This is a genomic window from Streptomyces sp. SAI-170 (assembly GCF_049739565.1).
GTDB lineage: Bacteria > Actinomycetota > Actinomycetes > Streptomycetales > Streptomycetaceae > Streptomyces.
On record NZ_JBMGQD010000001.1, the window covers coordinates 4,595,439 to 4,616,396 of the forward strand.

A 20,958-nucleotide genomic window follows, 5' to 3' on the forward strand; every position below is an offset into this window, starting at 1 on the left:
TCCCCTCCGTAAGTTGTGAGCGCCGCTTGTGCCGCTTACAGCTGTGGGGGATGCGCCGATGTCACCAGCCTCGTTGAGACGTGCCGCACGGGAGACCGTCTCGGGTCTCCCGAGGGAGTTCTGGTGGCTGTGGACCAGCACGCTGGTCAACCGGCTGGGCGCGTTCGTCGCCACGTTCATGGCGCTGTACCTCACGCTGGACCGCGGCTACTCCGCCTCGTACGCCGGTCTGGTCGCGGCTCTGCACGGCCTCGGCGGCGTCATCTCCTCGCTCGGCGGGGGCGTGATGACCGACCGTCTGGGCCGGCGCCCGACCCTGCTGATCGCCCAGTCCTCGACGGCCTTCTCCGTCGCCCTGCTCGGCTTCATGCACGACCCGGTCGCCATCGCGGCCGTGGCGTTCCTGGTCGGCATGGCGTCCAACGCCTCGCGGCCGGCCGTGCAGGCGATGATGGCGGACATCGTGCGCCCCGAGGACCGGGTGCGGGCGTTCTCCCTGAACTACTGGGCGATCAACCTCGGCTTCGCGGTCTCCTCCACGGCGGCCGGTTTCATCGCCGAGTTCAGCTACCTCGCGGGCTTCCTCATCGAGGCGGGCATGACCCTGGTCTGCGCGATCGTGGTGTTCCTGAAGCTGCCCGAGTCGAAGCCGGTGCGGACCGCCGCCGAGGAGGCCGGGGGCGAGGAGGTCGGCCTCGGCACGGTGCTGCGCGACGGCCGCTTCATGGGCGTGGTCGGCCTGTCCTTCCTGATCGCGGTGATCTTCCAGCAGGGCTCGGTGGGTCTGCCCGTGGCCATGGGCGCGGCCGGGTTCACGCCCGCCGACTACGGCCTGGCCATCGCCGTCAACGGCGTCCTGATCGTCGCCCTCCAGATCCCGGTGACCCGCTTCATCGAACACCGCGACCCGCAGCGCCTGCTGGTGATCTCGGCCCTGCTCGCGGGCTACGGCTTCGCCCTCACGGCCTTCGCGGGCTCCGTCGCCGCCTTCGCCCTGACGGTGTGCGTGTGGACCCTCGCCGAGATCGTCAACGCCCCCACCCAGACCGGCATCGTGGTCCGCCTCTCGCCCGTCCACGGCCGGGGCCGCTACCAGGGCATGTACACCATGTCCTGGTCCGTCGCCGCCCTCGTCGCCCCCCTTTCCTCCGGCCTCCTCATCGACCACTTCGGCGCCGAGTGGCTCTGGGGCATGTGCGCGGTCGTCGGCACGATCGCGGCGATCGGCTACTGGCTCCTGATGCGCTCGCTCCCGGCGGAGCCGTCCCCGGCGGACTCCCGGTCCGCTGCCGTACGACCGCTGCCGCGGGACGAGGCGGAGACGGTCACCGGCTGACGCGGCCCTCCGTCATCGCGGAATGTGATCTGGGCCACAACCTGTCACACCCCTGTGATGCCCGGTGTCTTGAGGTCGAACGCGCTACGGACGACGGAGGAGACACCATGAACGGGAACACGCAGGTGGTCGTGATCGGTGGCGGCTACGCCGGAGTGATGGCGGCGAACCGGCTCACGCTGCGGGACGGCGTGGCGGTGACGCTGGTCAACCCCCGGCCGGACTTCGTGAACCGGGTACGGCTGCACCAGCACGTCGGAGGGACCGGCGACGCGGTCGTCGCGTACCGGGACGTGCTGGCCGAGGGCGTGGAGCTGGTGGTCGACAGTGTGGAGCGGATCGACGCGCAGGGCCGCGGGGTGGTGCTGGCCGGCGGCGGCACCGTCGGGTACGACTACCTCGTCTACGCCGTCGGCAGCGGCGGTGCGACGCCGACCGTGCCGGGGGCGGGCGAGTTCGCGTACCCGATCGCCACGCTGGAGGACGCCGAGCGGCTGAAGCCCGTCCTGGACGCCGCGCCCGTCACCGCGCCCGTCGTCGTCGTGGGAGGCGGGCCCACCGGGATCGAGACCGCCGCCGAACTGGCCGAGGCCGGCCGGGCCGTGACCCTGGTGTGCGGCCGGGTCCTGGGCCCGTACCTGCACCCGCGGGGCCGGCGCTCGGTGGCCGGGCGGCTCGCGAAGCTCGGGGTGAACGTGCTGGAAGGGCCCGGTGCCGAGGTGACGGCCGTGACGCGGGACGCCGTACGGCTCGCCGACGGGCGGGACGTGCCGAGCGGTGTGACCGTCTGGACCGCCGGCTTCGCCGTCCCGGACCTGGCCGCGCGCAGCGGACTGAGCACCGACGCGGAGGGCCGCCTGCTCACCGACGAGACGCTGACCAGCGTCGACGACGTACGCATCGTCGCGGCCGGCGACTCGGCGGCCCCCTCGGGCCTGCCGCTGCGGATGAGCTGCCAGGCCGCGATACCGCTGGGCGCGCGCGCCGCCGACACGATCCTCAGCCGGATCGACGGCGAACAGCCCGAGGACCTCCACCAGGTCTTCGCCGGGCAGTGCATCAGCCTCGGCCGCGGTGCCGGCATCTTCCAGTTCGCCCACCGCTACGACGTCGCCGTGTGGTTCCACGTCGCCGGCCGGCCCGGCGCGCGGCTGAAGGAGATCGTGTGCAGCGGCATCATCAAGCACCTGGCCGAGGAGGCCCACAAGCCCGGCGGCTACCGCCTGCACCGCGTCTCGGGCGGCTCCAAGCGGCAGCAGCTGCTCCAGGCCGGCCGTGACGGGGCGCTCGTGACGACATGAGCGACAGCAGCTGCTCCAGGCCGGCCGCATCAGGACCTAACGCCGGCTGTTGAGGAAGCCGATGAGGACCGCGCCCCACCAGCACACCTGCGAGGTCAGGGCCGTCGCCGCGCCCCAGGTGAGCAGCCGGGGGCCGAGTGGGGAGCCGGCCGGGTGCTGGGCGGTCCGGCGGTTGAGCAGGCCCGCCTGGAGGCCGTTGACGGTCAGGACGAGGATCAGGGCCAGCTTGGTGCGGGTGAGGGCGGAGCCCAGGTCCGGGTGCAGCAGCACCCCGCTGGCGACCAGTCCGGCCAGGCCGGTCCAGATCGGCAGGTGCAGCCGGGCCGCCGCGGTGAGGGTGTCGGGCAGGGTGCAGCGGCCCGTCAGCCACAGCAGGGCGTAGTAGTCGGCCACCAGCACCGCGCCGAAGCCGAGGATCAGTGAGGCGAGGTGGACGAAGAGCGCGGCGGTGTGGAGGGTGGCGTCCGTGTGCAGGTGCAGGGACATCCAGGTGCAGGCCGCGAGAGCCAGGCACGCGGCGAGCGCGGCGGCGCAGACCGTCCACCAGGTGTCGTACAGTCCGAGCCGCCGGACGGGCGCCGGGGGCTGAGAGGGCAACGCGGACACAGACGACTCCTAGGGGAAGCACAGACTGAGGTAAGGCTCACCTAAGGTCGATTTCTCGTCAAGGTCATGGCGTGAAGAGCGTGTATGCCGCGACGCAAGTGTGATGCCGGTGTGTCACTCCCGCGATCTACCGCCGGGACCGTCGGGACGGTCAGTACCGCCAGGCCCGTCAGACCGACAGCGGAACCGGGTGCACCTCGTCGGCGGGATGGCCCGCGCGCTCGTGGATGCGCTGGACCGCGTCGGCCGAGGGCGCCTCGGACAGGCAGTAGACGACGCCGGACTCGGGATCGGCCCAGGCCCGCTCGAAGTGCACGGCCTCGTCCTTCTCGATGGCGAGGTCCGCCCGGTGCGCCTCCATCAGCTGATCGGCCGTGATGCCCTTCATCCCGCGGTGGACGTCCATGAACTGGGGCATGGCTTCCCACCTCCTTCCCAGGCGCGGCACCGGAAGGGGCCGCACCTCCATGCTGCGCCCGCCCCGCCACGACGGCGACACGACGAGGCCCCCGGTGCCGGAACACCGGGGGCCTCGCGACGCGTCGTACTCAGCCGCACTGGCAGGGATTGCCCGCCTGGCACCCGCAGCCACAGCCCGAGCCGCAGCCGCACGCGCCGATCAGCATCAGATTCCTGATCTCGGCGGGCTGCTCGCTCGGGGCTTCCTGGGTGGGGTCGGGCGTACCGGGGGACTCGGCCATGGTTCCTCCTAGAGAGGCAGGTGCCTGTGCCCATTGCATGCCCGGCGGGACAGGCGCGTCAACGGCGCACGGAGGCGAAGCCGCGCCCCCTTTTGCGGAGGTACGACCCCAGGCCAACTCGCCCGCGACCTCAGGCCAACTCGCCCGCGACCCCAGGCCAACTCGCCCGCGACCTAGGCCAGGTCACCGGCGGCCGGCTGGATCTCCGGCTGCGCATCCGCCTGGAAGTCGTCCGCGTGCTCACCCGTCACCAGGAACACCACCCGCTTGGCCACCGACACGGCGTGGTCGGCGAACCGCTCGTAGTAGCGGCCCAGCAGCGTCACGTCGACCGCCGTCTCGATGCCGTGCTTCCAGCGGTCGTCCATCAGGTGCTGGAAGAGGGCGCGGTGCAGAAGGTCCATCGCGTCGTCGTCCTGCTCCAGCTGCATCGCCAGGTCGATGTCCTTGGTGATGATGACCTCCGCCGCCTTCGCCATCAGGCGCTGCGCGAGCTGGCCCATCTCCAGGATCGTGGCGTGCAGGTCCTGCGGGACCGCGCGCTGCGGGAAGCGCAGCCGGGCCAGCTTCGCCACGTGCTGGGCGAGGTCCCCGGAGCGCTCCAGGTCGGCGGACATCCGCAGCGACGTCACCACGATGCGCAGGTCCGTCGCGACCGGCTGCTGCCGCGCCAGCAGCGCTATGGCGCGGGCCTCCAGCTCGTGCTGCAGCTCGTCGACCTTCTTGTCGGCCTCGATCACGGCCTCGGCCAGCTTCAGGTCGGCGTCGAGGATCGCGGTCGTGGCGCGCCCGATCGCCGAGCCGACCAGCCGGGCCATCTCCACCAGACCGTCGCCGATCGAGTCCAGTTCCTCGTGGTACGCGTCCCGCATCAGGGTTCCCTCTCGTGCGTGTGTCCCAGGGGTTCGGCCCCTGCGGTTTCTCGGGGGTTCCGCCCCCACACTCCCACGTTCGGCCCTCCACGCGTCCGATTCCGTCATCCCAAATGAACCGGTACTGGCTCCTGGGTGAACTCTGGGCGACGAGTGTTCGAGGTCGCACATGCATGGCTGTGGCCACGCCGTATCCCATGCCTAACCTGGGGGCATGGACGTGAACGCGGCGGTCGCCGCAGCGGCAGCGATCGCCGGGGTGCTCACCGGTGTCATCGCCATGCTGGCGTTCCGCTGGAGCGAACGCGACCTGAAACGCCCCACCCGAACCTCCCTGCACACCGAAGCGGTGCTGCCGCCCGGCGTGGACACCGTCCTGTCGGTGCTGCGCTCCTCGGCCGTGGTCCTCGACGAGGCCGACGCCGTCGTCAAGGCCAGCTCCGCGGCGTACGCCCTGGGCCTGGTGCGCGGCGGCAAGCTGGCCGTCGAGCCGATGCTCCAGATGGCCCGCGACACCCGGCGCGACGGCGAGATACGCCAGGTCGAGCTGGACCTGCCCAGGCGCGGCAGCGGCCGCGGCGAGGCCCTCGCGGTCTCCGCCCGGGTCGCCCCGCTCGGCTCCCGGCTGGTGCTGCTGCTGGTCGAGGACCTCACCGAGGCCCGGCGCATAGAGGCGGTGCGGCGGGACTTCGTCGCGAATGTCAGCCATGAGCTGAAGACCCCGGTCGGCGCGCTCTCCCTGCTCTCCGAGGCTGTCATGGACGCATCCGACGACCCCGAGGCCGTGCAGCGCTTCGCGGGCCGGATGCAGATCGAGGCGACCCGGCTGACCAACCTGGTCCAGGAGCTGATCGACCTCTCCCGGGTGCAGAACGACGACCCGCTGGAGGACGCCGAACCGGTCGGGGTGGACGAACTGGTCGCCGAGGCCATCGACCGCTGCCGGCACCAGGCCGGCACCAAGCAGATCACCATGGCCGCGGGAGGCACCGCCGACCTGCGGGTGTGGGGCCACCGCGGCCAGCTCGCCGCCGCTCTCGGCAACCTCGTCGAGAACGCCGTCAACTACTCGCCCGCCCGCACCCGCGTCGGCATCGCCGCGCGCCGGGTCACCGCCCCCGGCGGCGACCTCATAGAGATCGCCGTGACCGACCAGGGCATAGGCATCTCCGACAAGGACAAGGAGCGCATCTTCGAGCGCTTCTACCGCGTCGACCCGGCCCGCTCCCGCGCCACCGGCGGAACCGGCCTGGGCCTGGCGATCGTCAAGCACGTGGCCGCCTCGCACGGCGGGGAGGTCACGGTGTGGAGCTCGGAGGGACAGGGCTCCACGTTCACCCTGCGGCTGCCGGAGGCGGGGGCCTCCCGCGACCGCGCGCAGCAGCACCCCGCCCTCGACGAAGAGAGCGAGCCGGGAGCCGGAGGCTCCCGCACACCGTCTTCCCCTTCCCCCGACTCAACCGCGTACCAGACGCTTTCCGCCCCGGAGGTCCTTCCGTGACCCGTGTGCTCGTCGTCGAGGACGAGGAGTCCTTCTCCGACGCCCTGTCGTACATGCTCCGCAAAGAGGGCTTCGAGGTCGCCGTCGCGACCACGGGCCCCGACGGACTCGACGAGTTCGAGCGCAACGGCGCCGACCTCGTGCTCCTCGACCTGATGCTGCCCGGCCTGCCGGGTACGGAGGTCTGCCGTCAGCTGCGCGGCCGCTCCAACGTCCCCGTGATCATGGTGACCGCCAAGGACAGCGAGATCGACAAGGTCGTGGGCCTGGAGATAGGGGCCGACGACTACGTCACCAAGCCGTTCTCCTCCCGCGAGCTGGTCGCCCGCATCCGCGCGGTGCTGCGCCGCCGCGGCGAGCCGGAGGAGGTCGCCCCGGCCGCCCTGGAGGCCGGCCCGGTCCGCATGGACGTGGACCGCCACGTCGTCACGGTCTCCGGCGCCAAGATCGACCTCCCCCTGAAGGAGTTCGACCTGCTGGAGATGCTCCTGCGCAACGCCGGCCGTGTCCTGACCCGTATGCAGCTCATCGACCGCGTCTGGGGCGCCGACTACGTGGGCGACACCAAGACCCTCGACGTCCACGTCAAGCGCCTCCGCGCCAAGATCGAGCCCGACCCGGGCGCCCCGCGCTACCTGGTGACGGTGCGGGGTCTCGGCTACAAGTTCGAGCCGTAAACAGCGGTCGTACGACGACGAAGGGCGGGCCTCCCCGATCGGGAAGGCCCGCCCTTCGTCGTGTGCGTACGGCCGTCAGTGCTCGGCGGCACCCGACTCCGTGGCCGACGCGGAGGCGGAGGCCTCGTCGGTCGGCGTGGCGGAGGCGGACTCCGAGGCGCCCTCGGAGGGCTCGCCGCTCTCGGACGGGCCGGACTCCGGCGCGGAGGGCACCTCGGTCGGGCCCCACGAGGCGAAGAAGCTTTCGGCCGGGACGACGTAGGCGCGCAGGCTCACGTCGCCGGTCTCGCTGAAGGCGAAGGTGACCTTCTGGGCGTTGCCGTCGGTGAGGGCGGCACCGTCGCTGAGGGTGGCCACGGCGTTGCCGTCGCCGCCGATGACGACCGAGCCGCCCGCCGGGATGGTCAGCTTGTCGCCCTCGACGGGCTTGATCTCGGCCGTGCCGGCGCCGTCCACGGCGATGGAGTCCAGCGTCTGGGCGGCGTCGCCGTTGTTGAACAGGGTCGCGGAGATCGCGGCCGGGCCCTCGGCCTCGGGGTCGGGCTGGGTGATCACCACCGCGTTCTGGACCTTGATGTCGCCGACGGTGGTGGCCGCGTTGTCCGGCCTGATCCCGAGGGTCTGCGCGTCGTTCCCGGCTCCGCAGGCGGCGAGCGAGGCGAAGGAGAACGCGATGACGGAGGCGGCGAGGGCGCCGCGTCGAAGGCTGCTGCTCACGGCGGCGGCAACTCCTTGAACGCAGGGGCGGCCTTCCTGATAAAGCCGCCCTAAGTGTCTGTCAGCGGCCCCAGGTTACCGAGCCGTTCCCGCGCCGCCGCACCCGACCCTCCCCCCGGCCCGTCGCGTCGCTCGGCAGGGGGTACCCGAGCCCCTCGCGCAGGCCACCGGTCACTTCGCCCGGTGCTGGTCCGGCATTCACACAAACGCGCCTCGCAAAGCGCCGGGATCCGCTCGCAAATTTTCCGTGAAGGAATGCGCCAAGGCGCCGGAAATTGATCACCGGTGACCGGCGCGGACACGCGAGCAGATCAATTCCGGATTCGTCTCGTACCCGACTCCTCTCACCGAACGGAGTAGCGGAAGTCGATCACTTGGAAGCGGACATATCGGGATGTTCGGCCAGTTGGCGGAGCCTCCGGAGGTGTGTGACGTGCGCGTTTCACCCCGCCCGGAGACCCGCTCCGACCTGCGAATACCTGCCTCCACGGACCCGCCGCAGCATGTTCCTGTCGCTGTTGTCAAGCCCCGAGATATGCCCTGACCTGCGAAAACGCCATTCAGAACCCGCAGTTTCCGTGTTACCCTGGATAGCCACGGAAGGGGTACCTGTCACATGACGTTCAAGGTTGGCGACACCGTGGTCTATCCCCATCACGGGGCCGCGCTGATCGAGGCCATCGAAACTCGCCAGATCAAAGGCGTGGACAAGACCTACTTGGTGCTGAAGGTCGCCCAGGGTGACCTGACGGTACGTGTGCCAGCGGACAATGCGGAGTTCGTCGGCGTGCGTGATGTGGTCGGCCAGGACGGGCTGGACCGGGTCTTCGAGGTGCTGCGCGCGCCGTACGCCGAGGAGCCCACGAACTGGTCCCGTCGCTACAAGGCAAACCTGGAGAAGCTTGCCTCCGGTGATGTCATCAAGGTCGCGGAAGTCGTGCGTGACCTGTGGCGTCGCGAGCGCGAGCGCGGACTGTCCGCCGGTGAGAAGCGCATGCTCGCCAAGGCCCGCCAGATCCTGGTGAGCGAGCTCGCCCTCGCGGAGAACACCAACGAGGACAAGGCCGAGGCCCTGCTCGACGAGGTTCTCGCCTCCTGAACCGAGCGGTGTGAACCCGCCCGGCCCAGCACACCGAAATGCCGCGGTGCCCGATGACACTACGACTGTCGCCGGGCGCTGCGGCATGTGCGTACACGGAGTACGTCAGGTCGGACGCCCGCTCCGTACGTCCCCGTACGCCCGGCATGTCCGAGTCGTGCGCCGAAGCCGTACGCCGAGGGGAACACCCCCCGGTACTGTGCGGGCCCGGGACACTGGCTCGACCGGAGTCACGGAAGGGGCCGGTCGGACCACGTGCCCAAGCACGCCGACTGAGGCCATACCCAACAAGGCCGCGCACACAAACCTGACAGGAAGCGATGTCTGACGTCTCGCGCCCTTCGCCCTCGGACACCGGCTCCGAGGCCCGCCCGGCACGCACTGCCGCCGTCATCCCGGCCGCCGGCCGGGGCGTACGTCTCGGCCCCGGTGCCCCCAAGGCGCTGCGCGCGCTGAACGGCACCCCCATGCTCATCCACGCGGTGCGCGCCATGGCCGCCTCCCGCGCGGTCTCCCTCGTGGTCGTCGTGGCCCCGCCCGACGGCGCCGCCGAGGTGAAGTCGATGCTCGACGCGCACGCGCTGCCCGAGCGAACCGACTTCCTGGTCGTGCCCGGCGGCGATTCCCGCCAGGAGTCCGTCAGGCTCGGCCTGGACGCGCTGCCGCCCGGCCACGACATCGTCCTCGTGCACGACGCCGCCCGCCCGCTGGTCCCGGTCGACACCGTCGACGCCGTGATCGAGGCGGTCCGCGACGGCGCCCCCGCCGTGGTGCCCGCCCTGCCGCTCGCCGACACCGTCAAGGAGGTCGAGCCCGCCGAGGAGCCCGGCACGCCGGAGCCGGTCGTGGCCACCCCCGAGCGCGCCCGCCTGCGCGCGGTGCAGACCCCGCAGGGCTTCGACCGCGCCACCCTGGTCCGCGCCCACGAGACGGTCACCGACAACGTCACGGACGACGCGAGCATGATCGAGCAGCTCGGCGTCCCGGTCGTGACCGTCCCCGGCCACGAGGAGGCCTTCAAGGTCACCCGCCCCCTCGACCTGGTCCTCGCCGAGGCGGTCCTCGCCCGCAGGAGGCTCAACGATGGCTTCTGACGCACCCCTGCTGCCCCAGATCGGCATCGGCACCGACATCCACGCCTTCGCGGAGGGCCGCGAGCTGTGGTGCGCCGGCCTGAAGTGGGAGGGCGAGGGCCCCGGCCTCGCCGGACACTCCGACGCGGACGTCGTCGCCCACGCCGCCTGCAACGCCCTGTTCTCCGCCGCGGGCCTCGGCGACCTCGGGCAGCACTTCGGCACCGGCCGACCCGAGTGGTCCGGCGCCTCCGGAGTGACCCTGCTGACCGAGGCGGCGCGGATCGTGCGCGAGGCGGGCTTCACCATCGGCAACATCGCCGTACAGGTCGTGGGCCCCCGCCCCAAGATCGGCAAGCGCCGCGACGAGGCCCAGAAGATCCTCTCCGAGGCCGCGGGCGCCCCCGTCTCCGTCTCCGGCGCCACCACGGACGGCCTCGGCTTCCCCGGCAGGGAAGAAGGCCTGATGGCGATCGCGACCGCGCTCGTGGCCCGGGTGCCCGGCTGACTCGACGCTAGGTGTTGTCCACAACCGTCGTGGGCACCGTATCCCGCCCACTACCCTGGACCCGTGACTATTCGCCTGTACGACACCAGCGCCCGGCAGATCCGTGACTTCACCCCGCTCACGCCGGGCTGTGTCTCGATCTACCTGTGTGGCGCCACCGTCCAGGCGGCCCCGCACATCGGCCACATCCGCTCCGGCCTGAACTTCGACATCATGCGCCGCTGGTTCGAGTACCGCGGCTACGACGTCACGTTCATCCGCAACGTCACCGACATCGACGACAAGATCATCGCGAAGTCGGCCGACCAGGGCCGCCCGTGGTGGTCCATCGGCTACGACAACGAGCGCGCGTTCAACGACGGCTACGACGCCCTCGGCTGCCTGCCGCCCACCTACGAGCCCCGCGCCACCGGCCATGTCACCGAGATGGTCGAGATGATGCGCGGCCTGATCGAGCGCGGTCACGCCTACGAGGCCGAGGGCAACGTCTACTTCGACGTGAAGTCCTTCCCCGAGTACCTGCGCCTGTCCAACCAGGAGCTGGAGAACCTCCTGCAGCCCTCCGGCGAGGGCGAGACCGGCAAGCGGGACCCGCGCGACTTCGCCATGTGGAAGGCCGCCAAGCCGGGCGAGCCCAGCTGGGAGACGCCGTGGGGCCGCGGCCGGCCCGGCTGGCACCTGGAGTGCTCGGCGATGGCCCACAAGTACCTGGGCACCGCCTTCGACATCCACGGCGGCGGCCTGGACCTGATCTTCCCGCACCACGAGAACGAGATCGCGCAGGCCAAGGCCTACGGCGACGAGTTCGCCCGGTACTGGGTGCACAACGCCTGGGTCACCATGAGCGGCGAGAAGATGTCCAAGTCGCTCGGCAACAGCGTCCTCGTCTCCGAGATGGTCAAGCAGTGGCGGCCCGTCGTCCTGCGCTACTACCTCGGCACTCCCCACTACCGCTCGATGATCGAGTACAGCGAGGAGGCCCTGCGCGAGGCCGAGTCGGCGTACGCGCGGATCGAGGGCTTCGTGCAGCGCGTCGTCGAGCTCGCCGGGGGACCGGTCGCGCCCGCCGCCGAGGTGCCGCCGGCCTTCGCCGACGCGATGGACGACGACCTCGGTGTCCCGCAGGCGCTCGCCGTCGTCCACACCACCGTCCGGCAGGGCAACAGCGCCCTGGCCGCCGACGACAAGGACGCCGCCGTCGCCCGCCTCGCCGAGGTCCGCGCCATGCTCGGCGTCCTCGGCCTCGACCCGCTCGACCCGCACTGGGCCGGCGAATCGGACCAGGGCGAGGATCTGCACGCCGTCGTCGACAGCCTCGTCCGCCTGGTCCTCGACCAGCGCGAGGCGGCCCGCTCCCGCAAGGACTGGGCCACCGCCGACGCCATCCGCGACCAGCTGAAGCAGTCCGGCCTCGCCATCGAGGACAGCCCGCAGGGCCCGCGCTGGAGCATCGGCCGCTGACCTCGGCGAATGTGCCGCCCGGCCTCCCGGGCGGCACACTTGCACTGACGTACGTACTTCCCATTCCGCAGCACCCCGAAAAGACAGGTAGTCATGGCAGCCAACAACCGCCGCATGTCCGGCAAGAAGGGCGCGCAGGTCGGCAGTGGCGGCCAGCGACGCAAGGGCCTGGAGGGCAAGGGGCCGACCCCGCCCGCCGAGATGCGCAAGGGGCACAAGAAGAACCGCATCGCCAACGCGAAGGCGAAGCAGTCGGTGCGCCGCCCCGCGCCCAAGGGCCGCGGCGGCAAGTCCGCCTCCGAGCTGGTCGTCGGCCGTAACCCGGTCGTCGAGGCGCTGCGCGGCGGCGTCCCCGCCTCCACGCTCTACGTCCAGCAGTTCATCGACAACGACGAGCGGGTCCGCGAGGCGCTCCAGCTCGCGGCCGAGCGCGGCGGGATCAACCTCATGGAGGCCCCCCGCCCCGAGCTCGACCGGATGACCAACGGCCTCAACCACCAGGGCCTGGTCCTGCAGGTCCCGCCGTACGAGTACGCCCACCCCGAGGACCTCCTCGACGCCGCCGCCGACGAGGGCGAGGACGCGCTGATCGTCGCCCTCGACGGCGTCACCGACCCGCGCAACCTCGGCGCCGTCGTCCGCTCCGTCTCCGCCTTCGGCGGCCACGGCGTGGTCGTGCCCGAGCGCCGCGCGGCCGGCATGACCGCCGGCGCCTGGAAGACGTCCGCCGGTACGGCCGCCCGTACGCCGGTCGCCCGTGCCACCAACCTGACCCGCGCCCTGGAGCACTACAAGAAGGCCGGCGTCACGGTCGTCGGCCTCGCCGCCGACGGCGAGGCCGAGCTGGGCGAGCTCCAGGCCCTGGACGGACCGGTCGTCATCGTCGTCGGCAGCGAGGGCAAGGGCCTGTCCCGGCTGGTCGGCGAGACCTGCGACCACCGCGTGCGCATCCCCATGCCGGGCGGCGCCGAGTCGCTGAACGCCGGTGTGGCGGCGGGCATCGTCCTGTACGAGGCGGCGCGCCGACGCAGCTGAACAGACGTCCACAGGATCACCCGTACGGGGTAATCCTGGCGTGCAGGGCAAGCTTGACGGGGTCCGGACAGATCCGGCAGGTCAAAGCAGTGTCCTAACCTCGCGTCACTCGGTTAGATGAGTGTGGACACCAGAACACCCCGCACACCCACGGGGGACCGCTCGTCGGGATTCGTTTCCGGACCCGACGACGCTCCCGCGCTGAGCATGGTGAAGGTGCCGAGCGACCCGGCGCAGATCATCGTCAACCATGCGAGTTTCCGCGTGCAGTTGGGCGCCTCCTCGCGGCGCGCCCAGTCGCCGCGGGTCGCACGGCACCTGAGCGCCACCGAGGACACCGCCCGCATCCCCGCCGTCAGCGCGGCGGGTGCGGCGGCGCCCGGCGGCGCCCGCCGCCGCCCCGTCGTCTGGAGCGGCCGCTCGGCCCCCGACGACACCGGCGCCCACCGCCTGCTCCAGGCCGTGCGCACAGCGGGCGTCCGCCCCGCCGAGGAAGCCGACGCCGGCGCCACCCAGGTCATCCCGCGCGTCGACGTCACCGGCCCCGGCTACGACGACGGTTACGACGACGTCTACGACCAGCTCGACCAGACCGTCGAATCCCCGCTCGTCGGCGCTCAGCGCACCCCCGAGGGCGCCGGCACCCGCCTCCTGCCCGCCATGCGCACCGTCGGCAGCGCCTACGACGAACCCGCCTACACCGGCTACGACGAGGACCCCGACACCGAGCCGGACACCGGCGGCACCGGCCGCCGCGGCGCCCGCACCGGCGACGACCCCGCGCGGCACGCCTACTACCCCGGCCGCCGCATGAACCTCGGCGTCGTCCTCCTCCCGCTGCGGATCTTCCTCGGCTTCATCTCCATCTACGCCGGCATGGGCAAGCTGTGCGACCCCGTCTACTTCGACGGCGGCAAGCGCGGCTCCATGGTGAAGTGGCTCAACACCCTCCACCCGTGGGAAGTGGCCGAACCACTTCGCCAGTTCGCCCTGGAACACCCCGTCGGCTCCGGCCTCGTCATCGCCTTCGCGCAGGTCGTCGTGGGCGTCCTGACCGTCCTGGGCTGCTGGCAGCGGGTCGCCGCCGTGTTCGGCGCGCTGCTGTCGGCCGCGCTGCTCGTCACCGTCAGCTGGAAGAGCGTCCCCGCCTACGACACCCCCGACATCATCTACCTGGCCGCCTGGTCGCCGCTGATCATCGCCGGCGCCCCCGTCTACTCCGTCGACGGCCGCGTCGCCGGCATGGCCTGGCGCCGGCTCGGCCCCCGCTCCGACATCTGGGAGCTGCGCAGCTACGTCCTGCGCCGCGGCGCCCTGGTCACCGCCATCGTCACCGGGCTGACCCTGCTGCTGGGCTCGCTGCTCGGCGGCGCCGTCCGTGACGCCGACCGGATCGTCGTCCCCGGCCCCGGTGGCGTCCCGCGCAACGAGCTGCCCGGCTCGCCGCTGCCGCAGGAGCCCGAGAAGAAGCGCGCCGAGAAGGAGAGCGGCAGCCCCTCCGCCGCCACGACGCCCACCCAGGAGGCCGCCACCTCGGCCGCCCCCACCGAGGGCGCCGCGACCACGCCCGGCGCCACGCAGGAGACCACGGCGGGCAGCGCGCCCAGCCAGACCCAGGGCACCGTGGGCGAGGCCCCGCCGCAGCAGTCCTCCCCGGCCGAGCAGCAGCCTCCGTCCTCCACCAGCTCCGGCCCCACCTCCGGCGGCGCCACCTCCACCGGCGGCACCGGCGCCGGCGGCGACCAGCCCACGCCCGAGGAGCCCGGCCTGGTCGGCGGCCTCCTGGGCTGACGCCCTTTCCGGGGATACGACGACGGGGTCCCGCATCCTCACCGGATGCGGGACCCCGTCGTCGTACGCCCACAGGAGCCGTGGGCGCAGGTGCCTCTAGCGGCCCAGGGCGGCCAGTTCCTTCGCGGCCTCCGTGAGGTCCTTCGCGGTGTCGATGGCGCGCCAGTAGGCGCCCTGGGGCAGCGGGAAGCCGGCCAGGCGGCGTTCACGGGCCAGGTGCGGGAACGTGGTGCGCTCGTGGTCGCCGCGCTCGGGGAGCAGGCCGGCGAACTCGGGGGAGAAGACGTAGACGCCCGCGTTGATCTCGAAGGTCGACGGCGGGGCCTCGATGAAGTCCGTGATGTGGCCGAAGCCGTCCGTCTGGACGGCGCCCCACGGGATGCGCGGGCGGGCCAGGGCGAGCGTCGCGACGGCGTCGCGCTCGGCGTGGAAGTCGGCCATGTCCCGCAGTGAGAAGCGGGTCCAGATGTCGCCGTTGGTGGCGTACCAGGGCCGGTCCGGGTGGGGCAGACGCGCGGCGGCGTACTTCAGGCCGCCGCCGCGGCCGAGGGGCTCCGTCTCGACGACGGTGGTGACGTTCAGCGGCAGATCCGCGGCGTCGAGCCACTTCTGGAGCACGTCGGCGAGGTGGCCGCAGCTGACGACGACGTCGGTGACGCCCTCCTCGGCGAGCCAGGCGAGCTGATGGCCGATGATCGGCGTGCCCGTGCCCGGGATCTCCACCATCGGCTTGGGGCGGTCGTCGGTGTAGGGGCGCAGGCGTGAGCCCTGGCCTCCGGCGAGGACCACGGCCTGGGTGGGGCGGGTGGCGGCGTTCGGGTCGGTCATGCCCTGACTTTACGCGGGCGTTTTTTGCGCCCACTGGGGCGGGGGGTTCTGTGCGATCGCGGCTGCGGGCCGTGTGTGGCTGGTCGCGCAGTTCCCCGCGCCCCTTTTCAGGGCGTCGGTGTTTCAGCCCGTCGCGACCATCACGCCCGACGCGTATGCCGTGTCGCAGACCGGGCGGGCGAAGGACTGGGCGCGCTTGGGGCCGTAGACGCGGACGGCGGCGCGGCCGAGGGCGCGGGCGATGGACGTGCAGTGGGCGGCGAGCGAGGGGCGCTCGTCGACGGCCTGCTGGAGGTGGGTGAGGGCGATGCCGGGGTCCTTCTCCTGGAGCTCGGTCAGGAGCTGGTCGCGCAGCCGCTCGTGCGGTCGGCGCGGGGCGGCCGGCTTGGCGTCGTCGGAGACGCTGGTGTCCGACGCGGTGAGCACCGAGGTCGACGGGTCGCCCGACCAGTTGACCCGGGTCACCGCGAGGGTCCCGGAGAGCACCAGGACGACGGGAAGGACGAGGGCGAGGCTGCGGCCGATCCGGCGGGCAGGGCCCCGGCCGCGTCGCGTCTGGGTGGTGGTGGAGTGCTTCACGCTGGGCAGCGTAGCCCCTGGTGATGATTTGGCGACATTTAGTCACCGGTTCGGGGGATGAGAAGGTGCCGATTTCTGGGTAACAGGTTGACGCTCGATGCTCGAAATGTGACGTTTGCCGGGGTATTTGTCGACAACGAAGAGGGCCCCGCAGCCATCTGCGGGGCCCTCTTCGTCAACCTGGGTGAATTACCCGGGGTTGTTCCGCTCAGTCGGACAGGCGCGCGCCGGTCGAGGTGGAGAAGACGTGCGTCTCGCCGGCCCGCGGGACGACGTGCAGCGTGCTGCCCTTCTCCGGGACGTCACGGCCGCCGACGCGGACCACGAGGTCCTTGGACTCGCCGCCGACGTTGGCGGTGCCGTAGACGAACGCGTCGGAGCCGAGCTCCTCCACGACGTTGACGACGACCTCGACGCCGAGGTTCGAGTCCGGGCCGGCCACGTCGAAGTGCTCGGGGCGGACGCCGACCGTGACCGTCTTGTCGGTGGCGGCGGAGAGCGCGTCGCGCTGCACCGACACGACCGAGTTGCCGAACTTCACACCGCCGTCGGTGATCGGCACCTCGACCAGGTTCATGGCCGGGGAGCCGATGAAGCCGGCGACGAAGAGGTTCGCGGGCTTGTCGTACATGTTGCGCGGCGTGTCGACCTGCTGGAGCAGACCGTCCTTGAGGACCGCGACCCGGTCGCCCATGGTGAGGGCCTCGACCTGGTCGTGGGTGACGTAGACGGTGGTGATGCCGAGGCGGCGCTGCAGCGAGGCGATCTGCGTACGGGTCGACACACGGAGCTTGGCGTCCAGGTTGGACAGCGGCTCGTCCATGAGGAAGACCTGCGGCTCACGCACGATCGCGCGGCCCATCGCGACACGCTGGCGCTGACCACCCGAGAGGGCCTTCGGCTTGCGGTCCAGGTACTCGGTCAGGTCGAGGATCTTCGCGGCCTCCTCGACCTTCTGCCGGATCTCCGCCTTGTTGACGCCGGCGATCTTGAGCGCGAAGCCCATGTTGTCGGCGACCGTCATGTGCGGGTACAGCGCGTAGTTCTGGAACACCATGGCGATGTCCCGGTCCTTCGGCGGCAGGTGCGTGACGTCGCGGTCGCCGATGCGGATCGCGCCGCCGTTGACGTCCTCGAGACCTGCGAGCATCCGCAGGGAGGTGGACTTGCCGCAGCCGGACGGACCGACCAGGACGAGGAACTCGCCGTCCGCGATCTCGATGTCCAGGGCGTCGACGGCGGGCTTCTCGGAACCCGGGTAGATCCGGGTCGCCTTGTCGAACGTGACAGTGGCCATGGTGAATGGGCCCCCTTCTACCGGCAGGAACGTGCCGGACGATCCGTTGTAGGAAGGTGGTTGGTGTAGTCCACGTGAGTGAACAGATCAGGACGGTACCTGCCGTTCACCAGTTCTGTCAGTACCCGGACCTCTGTGAACTTCGCGGAAATTTTCGACAGGGTGCCACCTCGGGCTGGGTACACTGCCTGGGCGCGCTCCTGGAGTGCGCAGGCCTCCTTAGCTCAGTCCGGTCAGAGCAACGCACTTGTAATGCGTAGGTCGTCGGTTCGAATCCGACAGGGGGCTCCGGGTCTGACCTGCATCGACGCCCCCGGGATCCTTGATCACGGGGGCGTTGACGGTAAGAGTCCCTGCGGGAGGGTCTGTGACTGGCGGGAGATCGGTGCGGAGTCGGATTCGCGAGGTCGGTGACCGCTTCGGCTGGACGCTCAGGGTGATCCTCTTGCTCGCCATCCTCGCGGCGCTCGCCATCAATGCGGCCGCGCATCTCCTGGTCCCGCTCCTCTTCTGGCTTGGCGACATCGACCATTGAGCGAGGCGCGACGCCTGCGGCAATCTTTGACGCGATGCCGACGGACAGCGCCACACCTGGAGAGCCGGTTGAGAACTCTTCACCCAAGGCAGGCGGGCTGGATGATGAGCCCAGGTCGGAGTCGCTCCGGCCTGGGCTTCTCTCATGCCCGGCCCAGTTCCGCCAGGGCCTCGTCCGTCAGGCGGTACACCGTCCACTCGTCCTGGGGTACGGCGCCCAGGGAGCGGTAGAAGCCGATCGCGGGCTCGTTCCAGTCCAGGACGGCCCACTCCAGGCGCTGGTAGCCGCGTTCGACGCAGAGGCGGGCCAGTTCGGTGAGGAGGGCCTTGCCGTGGCCGGCGCCTCGGGCGGTGGGGCGGACGTAGAGGTCCTCCAGGTAGATGCCGTGGGTGCCGCGCCAGGTGGAGAAGTTCAGGAACCACAGGGCGAAGCCGGCGGGGTCGCCCGTGGCGTCGTCCTGGGCGATGTGGGCGTAGGCGGCGGGGCGGTCGCCGAAGAGGGCCTCGTGGAGCTGGGCCTCGGTGACCTTGACCTCGTGCGGGGCCTTCTCGTACTCGGCGAGTTCGCGGATCAGGGCGTGGATGACGGGGACGTCGGCGGGTGTCGCGGTGCGGATCATGGGCGGAGGGTAGCCCGCAGGCGGCGGGCGATCTCGAGGTTTTCAGGGGCTGGGACGTGGCCCTCCTCCGTGGCCCAGACCGCGTTCTGCAGGGCCCTCGCCAGCGTCCAGGCCCGGGCCCTCGCGCGGTCCAGGGACATCTCGCCCGTCATGGTTTCGAAGCGGGGCAGGACGTCGTCCGGGTCGAAGCGGTTCAGCAGGGCCGGGAGGAGTTCGAAGCCCGGGTCGCCGGCCAGGGGCTTGGGGTCGATGGCCAGCCAGGGGGCGCGGTCGGCCGCCAGGACGTTGTCGTAGTGCAGGTCCCAGTGCAGGAGGCGGTCGCCGGGGTCGGTCGCCACCTCGGCCAGGGCCGCCGCGCAGTCGGCGAGGAGGCGGCGGACCGGGTCGTACGGGATCCGGGTGAGGGCCTGCGGGGTGCGCTTCAGGAGGGCCTGCGTGAGGTCGCCGAGGGTGCGCAGGCCCGGGGGGGCCGGGAGCGCGGTGAGGCGGGTGAGCAGCCGCGCGATGATCCGGGCCGCCTCGCGGGTGTCGGGGTGGGTGGACAGGGGGCGGGTCGCGTCCAGGCGTTCCAGGAGCATGGTGCCGGTGTCCGGGTCGTGGTCGAGGAGGCGGACGGCGCCGGTGCCGGACCAGGTGCGCAGGGCGAGGGGTTCGCCGGCCGTCTCCGGGTCCTGGAGCTGGAGCTTGAGGGCCGCCGGGGTGCCGTCGGCGCGGGCGACCGGCAGGACCAGGGCGCAGACGCCGTAGCGGGGCGGGCCGTCGGGGCTGAGGTCCCAGCGGTCCAGGTAGGTGGTGATCAGGTCGGGCAGTGCGGCGACGAAGGCGCGGCCCGCGTCGCCGTTGTACCTCGCCTGTGTCGCGGCCAGTTCCTCCGGGATGTCGGTCACCGGGCCGAGGCTAGGGCCTGTCTTCCGCCGGTCGGAGGGGGTGTGAAAAGTGCGGAATCCGAAGGAGACACCGGCCGTGGGGACGGGTTAACGTCCGCGCCATGAGCAGCGGTGTGGTCAACGGTGGTGTCTCGTACTGGTACGCCGACGACGGGCTTCCGGCGGTGCGGGAGCCGCTCGCCGGTGACGCGTCGGCCGATGTGGTGATCGTGGGCGGCGGGTACACGGGGCTGTGGACGGCGTACTACCTGAAGAAGGCGGCGCCCTTTCTGCGGGTGACGGTGCTGGAGCAGCGGTTCTGCGGCTACGGCGCCTCCGGGCGCAACGGCGGTTGGCTGTACAACGGCATCGCCGGGCGGGACCGCTACGCGAAGCTGCACGGGCAGGACGCCGCCGTACGGTTGCAGCGGGCCATGAACGACACCGTCGACGAGGTCGTGTCGGTCCTGGCGGCCGAGGGTGTCGAGGCCGATGTGCACCAGGGCGGCGTGCTCGAAGTGGCCTGCACTCCGGCGCAGTTGGCGCGGCTGAAGGCGTTCCATGCGCACGAGCTGTCGTACGGCGAGAAGGACCGGGAGCTGTACGGGGCGCGGGAGACGGCGCAGCGGATCCGGGTCGCGGGTGCGGTCGGGTCGTCGTGGACTCCGCACGGGGCGCGGGTGCATCCGGTGAAGCTGGTCAAGGGGCTGGCGGCCGTGGTGGAGGCGCTCGGGGTGACGATCCACGAGGCGACCCCGGTGACGGAGATCCGCCCGAAGCACGCGGTGACGCCGTACGGCACCGTCCGCGCGCCCTATGTGCTGCGCTGCACCGAGGGCTTCACCGCGTCCCTGAAGGGGCAGCGGCGCACCTGGCTGCCGATGAACTCCTCGATGGTGGTGACCGAGCCGCTGAGCGAGGAGCGGTGGGAGTCGGTGGGCTGGGCCGGGCGGGAGACGCTCGGCGACATGGCGCACGCGTACATGTACGCGCAGCGCACCGCCGACGGGCGGATCGCGCTGGGCGGGCGCGGGGTGCCGTACCGCTTCGGGTCGCGGACGGACAACGACGGCCGTACGCAGCAGGAGACGGTCGAGGCGTTGCGGGAGATCCTGGTGCGCTTCTTCCCGTCGCTGGCCGGCGTGCGGATCGAGCACGCCTGGTCGGGGGTGCTGGGGGTGCCGCGCGACTGGTGCGCGACGGTGACGCTGGACCGGTCGACGGGGCTCGGCTGGGCGGGCGGTTACGTCGGTTCCGGGGTGGCCACCGCGAATCTGGCGGGGCGGACGCTGCGGGACCTGGTGCAGCAGGACTCCGGGCAGGGCGGGCGGACCGAGCTGACCGACCTGCCGTGGGTGGGTCACAAGGTGCGGCGCTGGGAGCCGGAGCCGCTGCGGTGGCTGGGCGTGCAGGGGATGTACGCCGCGTACCGGGCGGCGGACCGGCGGGAGACGGAGCGGCACAGTGCGGGGTCGTCGCGGATCGCGCGGGTGGCGGATCGGGTGTCGGGGCGGGGCTGAGGGCGCCGCCCGCCTTCCTTCCGTATCGGCTGCGCG

At 71.6% G+C, this 20,958-nt stretch carries 22 protein-coding genes and 1 tRNA gene; 13 read left to right on the plus strand and 10 right to left on the minus strand.

The annotated features are described in order from the left end of the window. Positions 1-58 precede the first annotated feature (58 nt). On the plus strand, positions 59-1,336 hold the full coding sequence (locus RKD23_RS20575; RefSeq protein ID WP_424854985.1) for an MDR family MFS transporter: 1,278 nt from the start codon (positions 59-61) through the stop codon (positions 1,334-1,336). 107 nt (positions 1,337-1,443) lie between these two features. Beyond that, complete coding sequence (locus tag RKD23_RS20580) at positions 1,444-2,637, plus strand: NAD(P)/FAD-dependent oxidoreductase (protein ID WP_424854986.1); 1,194 nt, start codon at positions 1,444-1,446, stop codon at positions 2,635-2,637. A gap of 36 nt (positions 2,638-2,673) precedes the next feature. Here the strand turns inward: RKD23_RS20580 and RKD23_RS20585 are convergent, their stop codons facing one another. The 4 genes from RKD23_RS20585 to phoU form a co-directional block, all read right to left on the minus strand. Further along, on the minus strand, positions 2,674-3,243 hold the full coding sequence (locus RKD23_RS20585; RefSeq protein ID WP_424854987.1) for a hypothetical protein: 570 nt from the start codon (positions 3,241-3,243) through the stop codon (positions 2,674-2,676). A gap of 169 nt (positions 3,244-3,412) precedes the next feature. Then, a complete protein-coding gene (locus RKD23_RS20590; protein WP_424854988.1) occupies positions 3,413-3,661 on the minus strand; it encodes an SCO4226 family nickel-binding protein in 249 nt (82 codons plus the stop codon). Between the two features lie 130 nt (positions 3,662-3,791). Further along, on the minus strand, positions 3,792-3,944 hold the full coding sequence (locus tag RKD23_RS20595; RefSeq protein WP_404041742.1) for a hypothetical protein: 153 nt from the start codon (positions 3,942-3,944) through the stop codon (positions 3,792-3,794). Between the two features lie 173 nt (positions 3,945-4,117). Beyond that, positions 4,118-4,816 carry a phosphate signaling complex protein PhoU gene (phoU, locus tag RKD23_RS20600; protein ID WP_424854989.1) on the minus strand — a complete coding sequence of 233 codons (699 nt, stop codon included), beginning with the start codon at positions 4,814-4,816 and terminating at the stop codon, positions 4,118-4,120. Between the two features lie 214 nt (positions 4,817-5,030). On the opposite strand from phoU, the gene RKD23_RS20605 reads away from it, so the two are divergent. Together RKD23_RS20605 and RKD23_RS20610 are read left to right on the plus strand one after the other, a co-directional pair. Next, on the plus strand, positions 5,031-6,317 hold the full coding sequence (locus RKD23_RS20605; RefSeq protein ID WP_404041746.1) for a sensor histidine kinase: 1,287 nt from the start codon (positions 5,031-5,033) through the stop codon (positions 6,315-6,317). Beyond that, entirely contained in the window at positions 6,314-6,994 is a 681-nt protein-coding gene (locus RKD23_RS20610) for a response regulator (protein ID WP_404041748.1), read from the plus strand. The genes RKD23_RS20605 and RKD23_RS20610 overlap by 4 nt, the downstream gene beginning before the upstream one ends. Positions 6,995-7,069: 75 nt before the next feature. Here the strand turns inward: RKD23_RS20610 and RKD23_RS20615 are convergent, their stop codons facing one another. Beyond that, complete coding sequence (locus RKD23_RS20615; protein ID WP_424854990.1) at positions 7,070-7,711, minus strand: copper chaperone PCu(A)C; 642 nt, start codon at positions 7,709-7,711, stop codon at positions 7,070-7,072. Positions 7,712-8,327: 616 nt separating this feature from the next. On the opposite strand from RKD23_RS20615, the gene RKD23_RS20620 reads away from it, so the two are divergent. The 6 genes from RKD23_RS20620 to RKD23_RS20645 all read left to right on the plus strand — a co-directional run bounded on the left by RKD23_RS20620 (position 8,328) and on the right by RKD23_RS20645 (position 14,678). Beyond that, positions 8,328-8,810, plus strand: a complete 483-nt coding sequence (locus RKD23_RS20620; protein ID WP_003953493.1) for a CarD family transcriptional regulator — start codon at positions 8,328-8,330, stop codon at positions 8,808-8,810. Between the two features lie 320 nt (positions 8,811-9,130). Continuing rightward, positions 9,131-9,904 carry a 2-C-methyl-D-erythritol 4-phosphate cytidylyltransferase gene (gene ispD, locus RKD23_RS20625; protein ID WP_424854991.1) on the plus strand — a complete coding sequence of 258 codons (774 nt, stop codon included), beginning with the start codon at positions 9,131-9,133 and terminating at the stop codon, positions 9,902-9,904. Continuing rightward, positions 9,894-10,391, plus strand: a complete 498-nt coding sequence (ispF, locus tag RKD23_RS20630) for a 2-C-methyl-D-erythritol 2,4-cyclodiphosphate synthase (RefSeq protein WP_424854992.1) — start codon at positions 9,894-9,896, stop codon at positions 10,389-10,391. Before ispD ends, ispF begins: the two co-directional genes overlap by 11 nt. Before the next feature lie 63 nt (positions 10,392-10,454). After that, positions 10,455-11,852: a cysteine--tRNA ligase gene (gene cysS / locus RKD23_RS20635; protein ID WP_424854993.1), complete on the plus strand. Its 1,398-nt coding sequence runs from the start codon at positions 10,455-10,457 to the stop codon at positions 11,850-11,852. Between the two features lie 93 nt (positions 11,853-11,945). Beyond that, a complete protein-coding gene (rlmB, locus tag RKD23_RS20640) occupies positions 11,946-12,887 on the plus strand; it encodes a 23S rRNA (guanosine(2251)-2'-O)-methyltransferase RlmB (RefSeq protein WP_424854994.1) in 942 nt (313 codons plus the stop codon). A gap of 117 nt (positions 12,888-13,004) precedes the next feature. Beyond that, a complete protein-coding gene (locus RKD23_RS20645; RefSeq protein ID WP_424854995.1) occupies positions 13,005-14,678 on the plus strand; it encodes a DoxX family membrane protein in 1,674 nt (557 codons plus the stop codon). Positions 14,679-14,774: 96 nt separating this feature from the next. Here the strand turns inward: RKD23_RS20645 and RKD23_RS20650 are convergent, their stop codons facing one another. The 3 genes from RKD23_RS20650 to RKD23_RS20660 all read right to left on the minus strand — a co-directional run bounded on the left by RKD23_RS20650 (position 14,775) and on the right by RKD23_RS20660 (position 17,382). Continuing rightward, positions 14,775-15,506 (minus strand): nucleotidyltransferase family protein, encoded by a 732-nt coding sequence (locus RKD23_RS20650; RefSeq protein WP_424854996.1) that lies wholly within the window; start codon positions 15,504-15,506, stop codon positions 14,775-14,777. Positions 15,507-15,629: 123 nt separating this feature from the next. Continuing rightward, complete coding sequence (locus RKD23_RS20655) at positions 15,630-16,085, minus strand: hypothetical protein (RefSeq protein ID WP_404041763.1); 456 nt, start codon at positions 16,083-16,085, stop codon at positions 15,630-15,632. A gap of 208 nt (positions 16,086-16,293) precedes the next feature. Then, positions 16,294-17,382 carry an ABC transporter ATP-binding protein gene (locus tag RKD23_RS20660; protein ID WP_424854997.1) on the minus strand — a complete coding sequence of 363 codons (1,089 nt, stop codon included), beginning with the start codon at positions 17,380-17,382 and terminating at the stop codon, positions 16,294-16,296. Between the two features lie 213 nt (positions 17,383-17,595). On the opposite strand from RKD23_RS20660, the gene RKD23_RS20665 reads away from it, so the two are divergent. Together RKD23_RS20665 and RKD23_RS20670 are read left to right on the plus strand one after the other, a co-directional pair. Beyond that, positions 17,596-17,670 (plus strand) — tRNA-Thr (locus RKD23_RS20665). A 97-nt stretch (positions 17,671-17,767) separates the two neighbouring features. Beyond that, positions 17,768-17,917 (plus strand): hypothetical protein, encoded by a 150-nt coding sequence (locus RKD23_RS20670; protein WP_424854998.1) that lies wholly within the window; start codon positions 17,768-17,770, stop codon positions 17,915-17,917. 142 nt (positions 17,918-18,059) lie between these two features. Here RKD23_RS20670 and RKD23_RS20675 read toward each other — a convergent pair whose 3' ends face one another. Both RKD23_RS20675 and RKD23_RS20680 read right to left on the minus strand, forming a co-directional pair. Then, complete coding sequence (locus tag RKD23_RS20675) at positions 18,060-18,536, minus strand: GNAT family N-acetyltransferase (protein WP_404041765.1); 477 nt, start codon at positions 18,534-18,536, stop codon at positions 18,060-18,062. Beyond that, positions 18,533-19,423 (minus strand): aminoglycoside phosphotransferase family protein, encoded by an 891-nt coding sequence (locus RKD23_RS20680; protein ID WP_424854999.1) that lies wholly within the window; start codon positions 19,421-19,423, stop codon positions 18,533-18,535. The genes RKD23_RS20675 and RKD23_RS20680 overlap by 4 nt, the downstream gene beginning before the upstream one ends. A gap of 101 nt (positions 19,424-19,524) precedes the next feature. On the opposite strand from RKD23_RS20680, the gene RKD23_RS20685 reads away from it, so the two are divergent. Further along, a complete protein-coding gene (locus tag RKD23_RS20685) occupies positions 19,525-20,922 on the plus strand; it encodes an NAD(P)/FAD-dependent oxidoreductase (RefSeq protein ID WP_424855000.1) in 1,398 nt (465 codons plus the stop codon). Positions 20,923-20,958 lie beyond the last annotated feature (36 nt).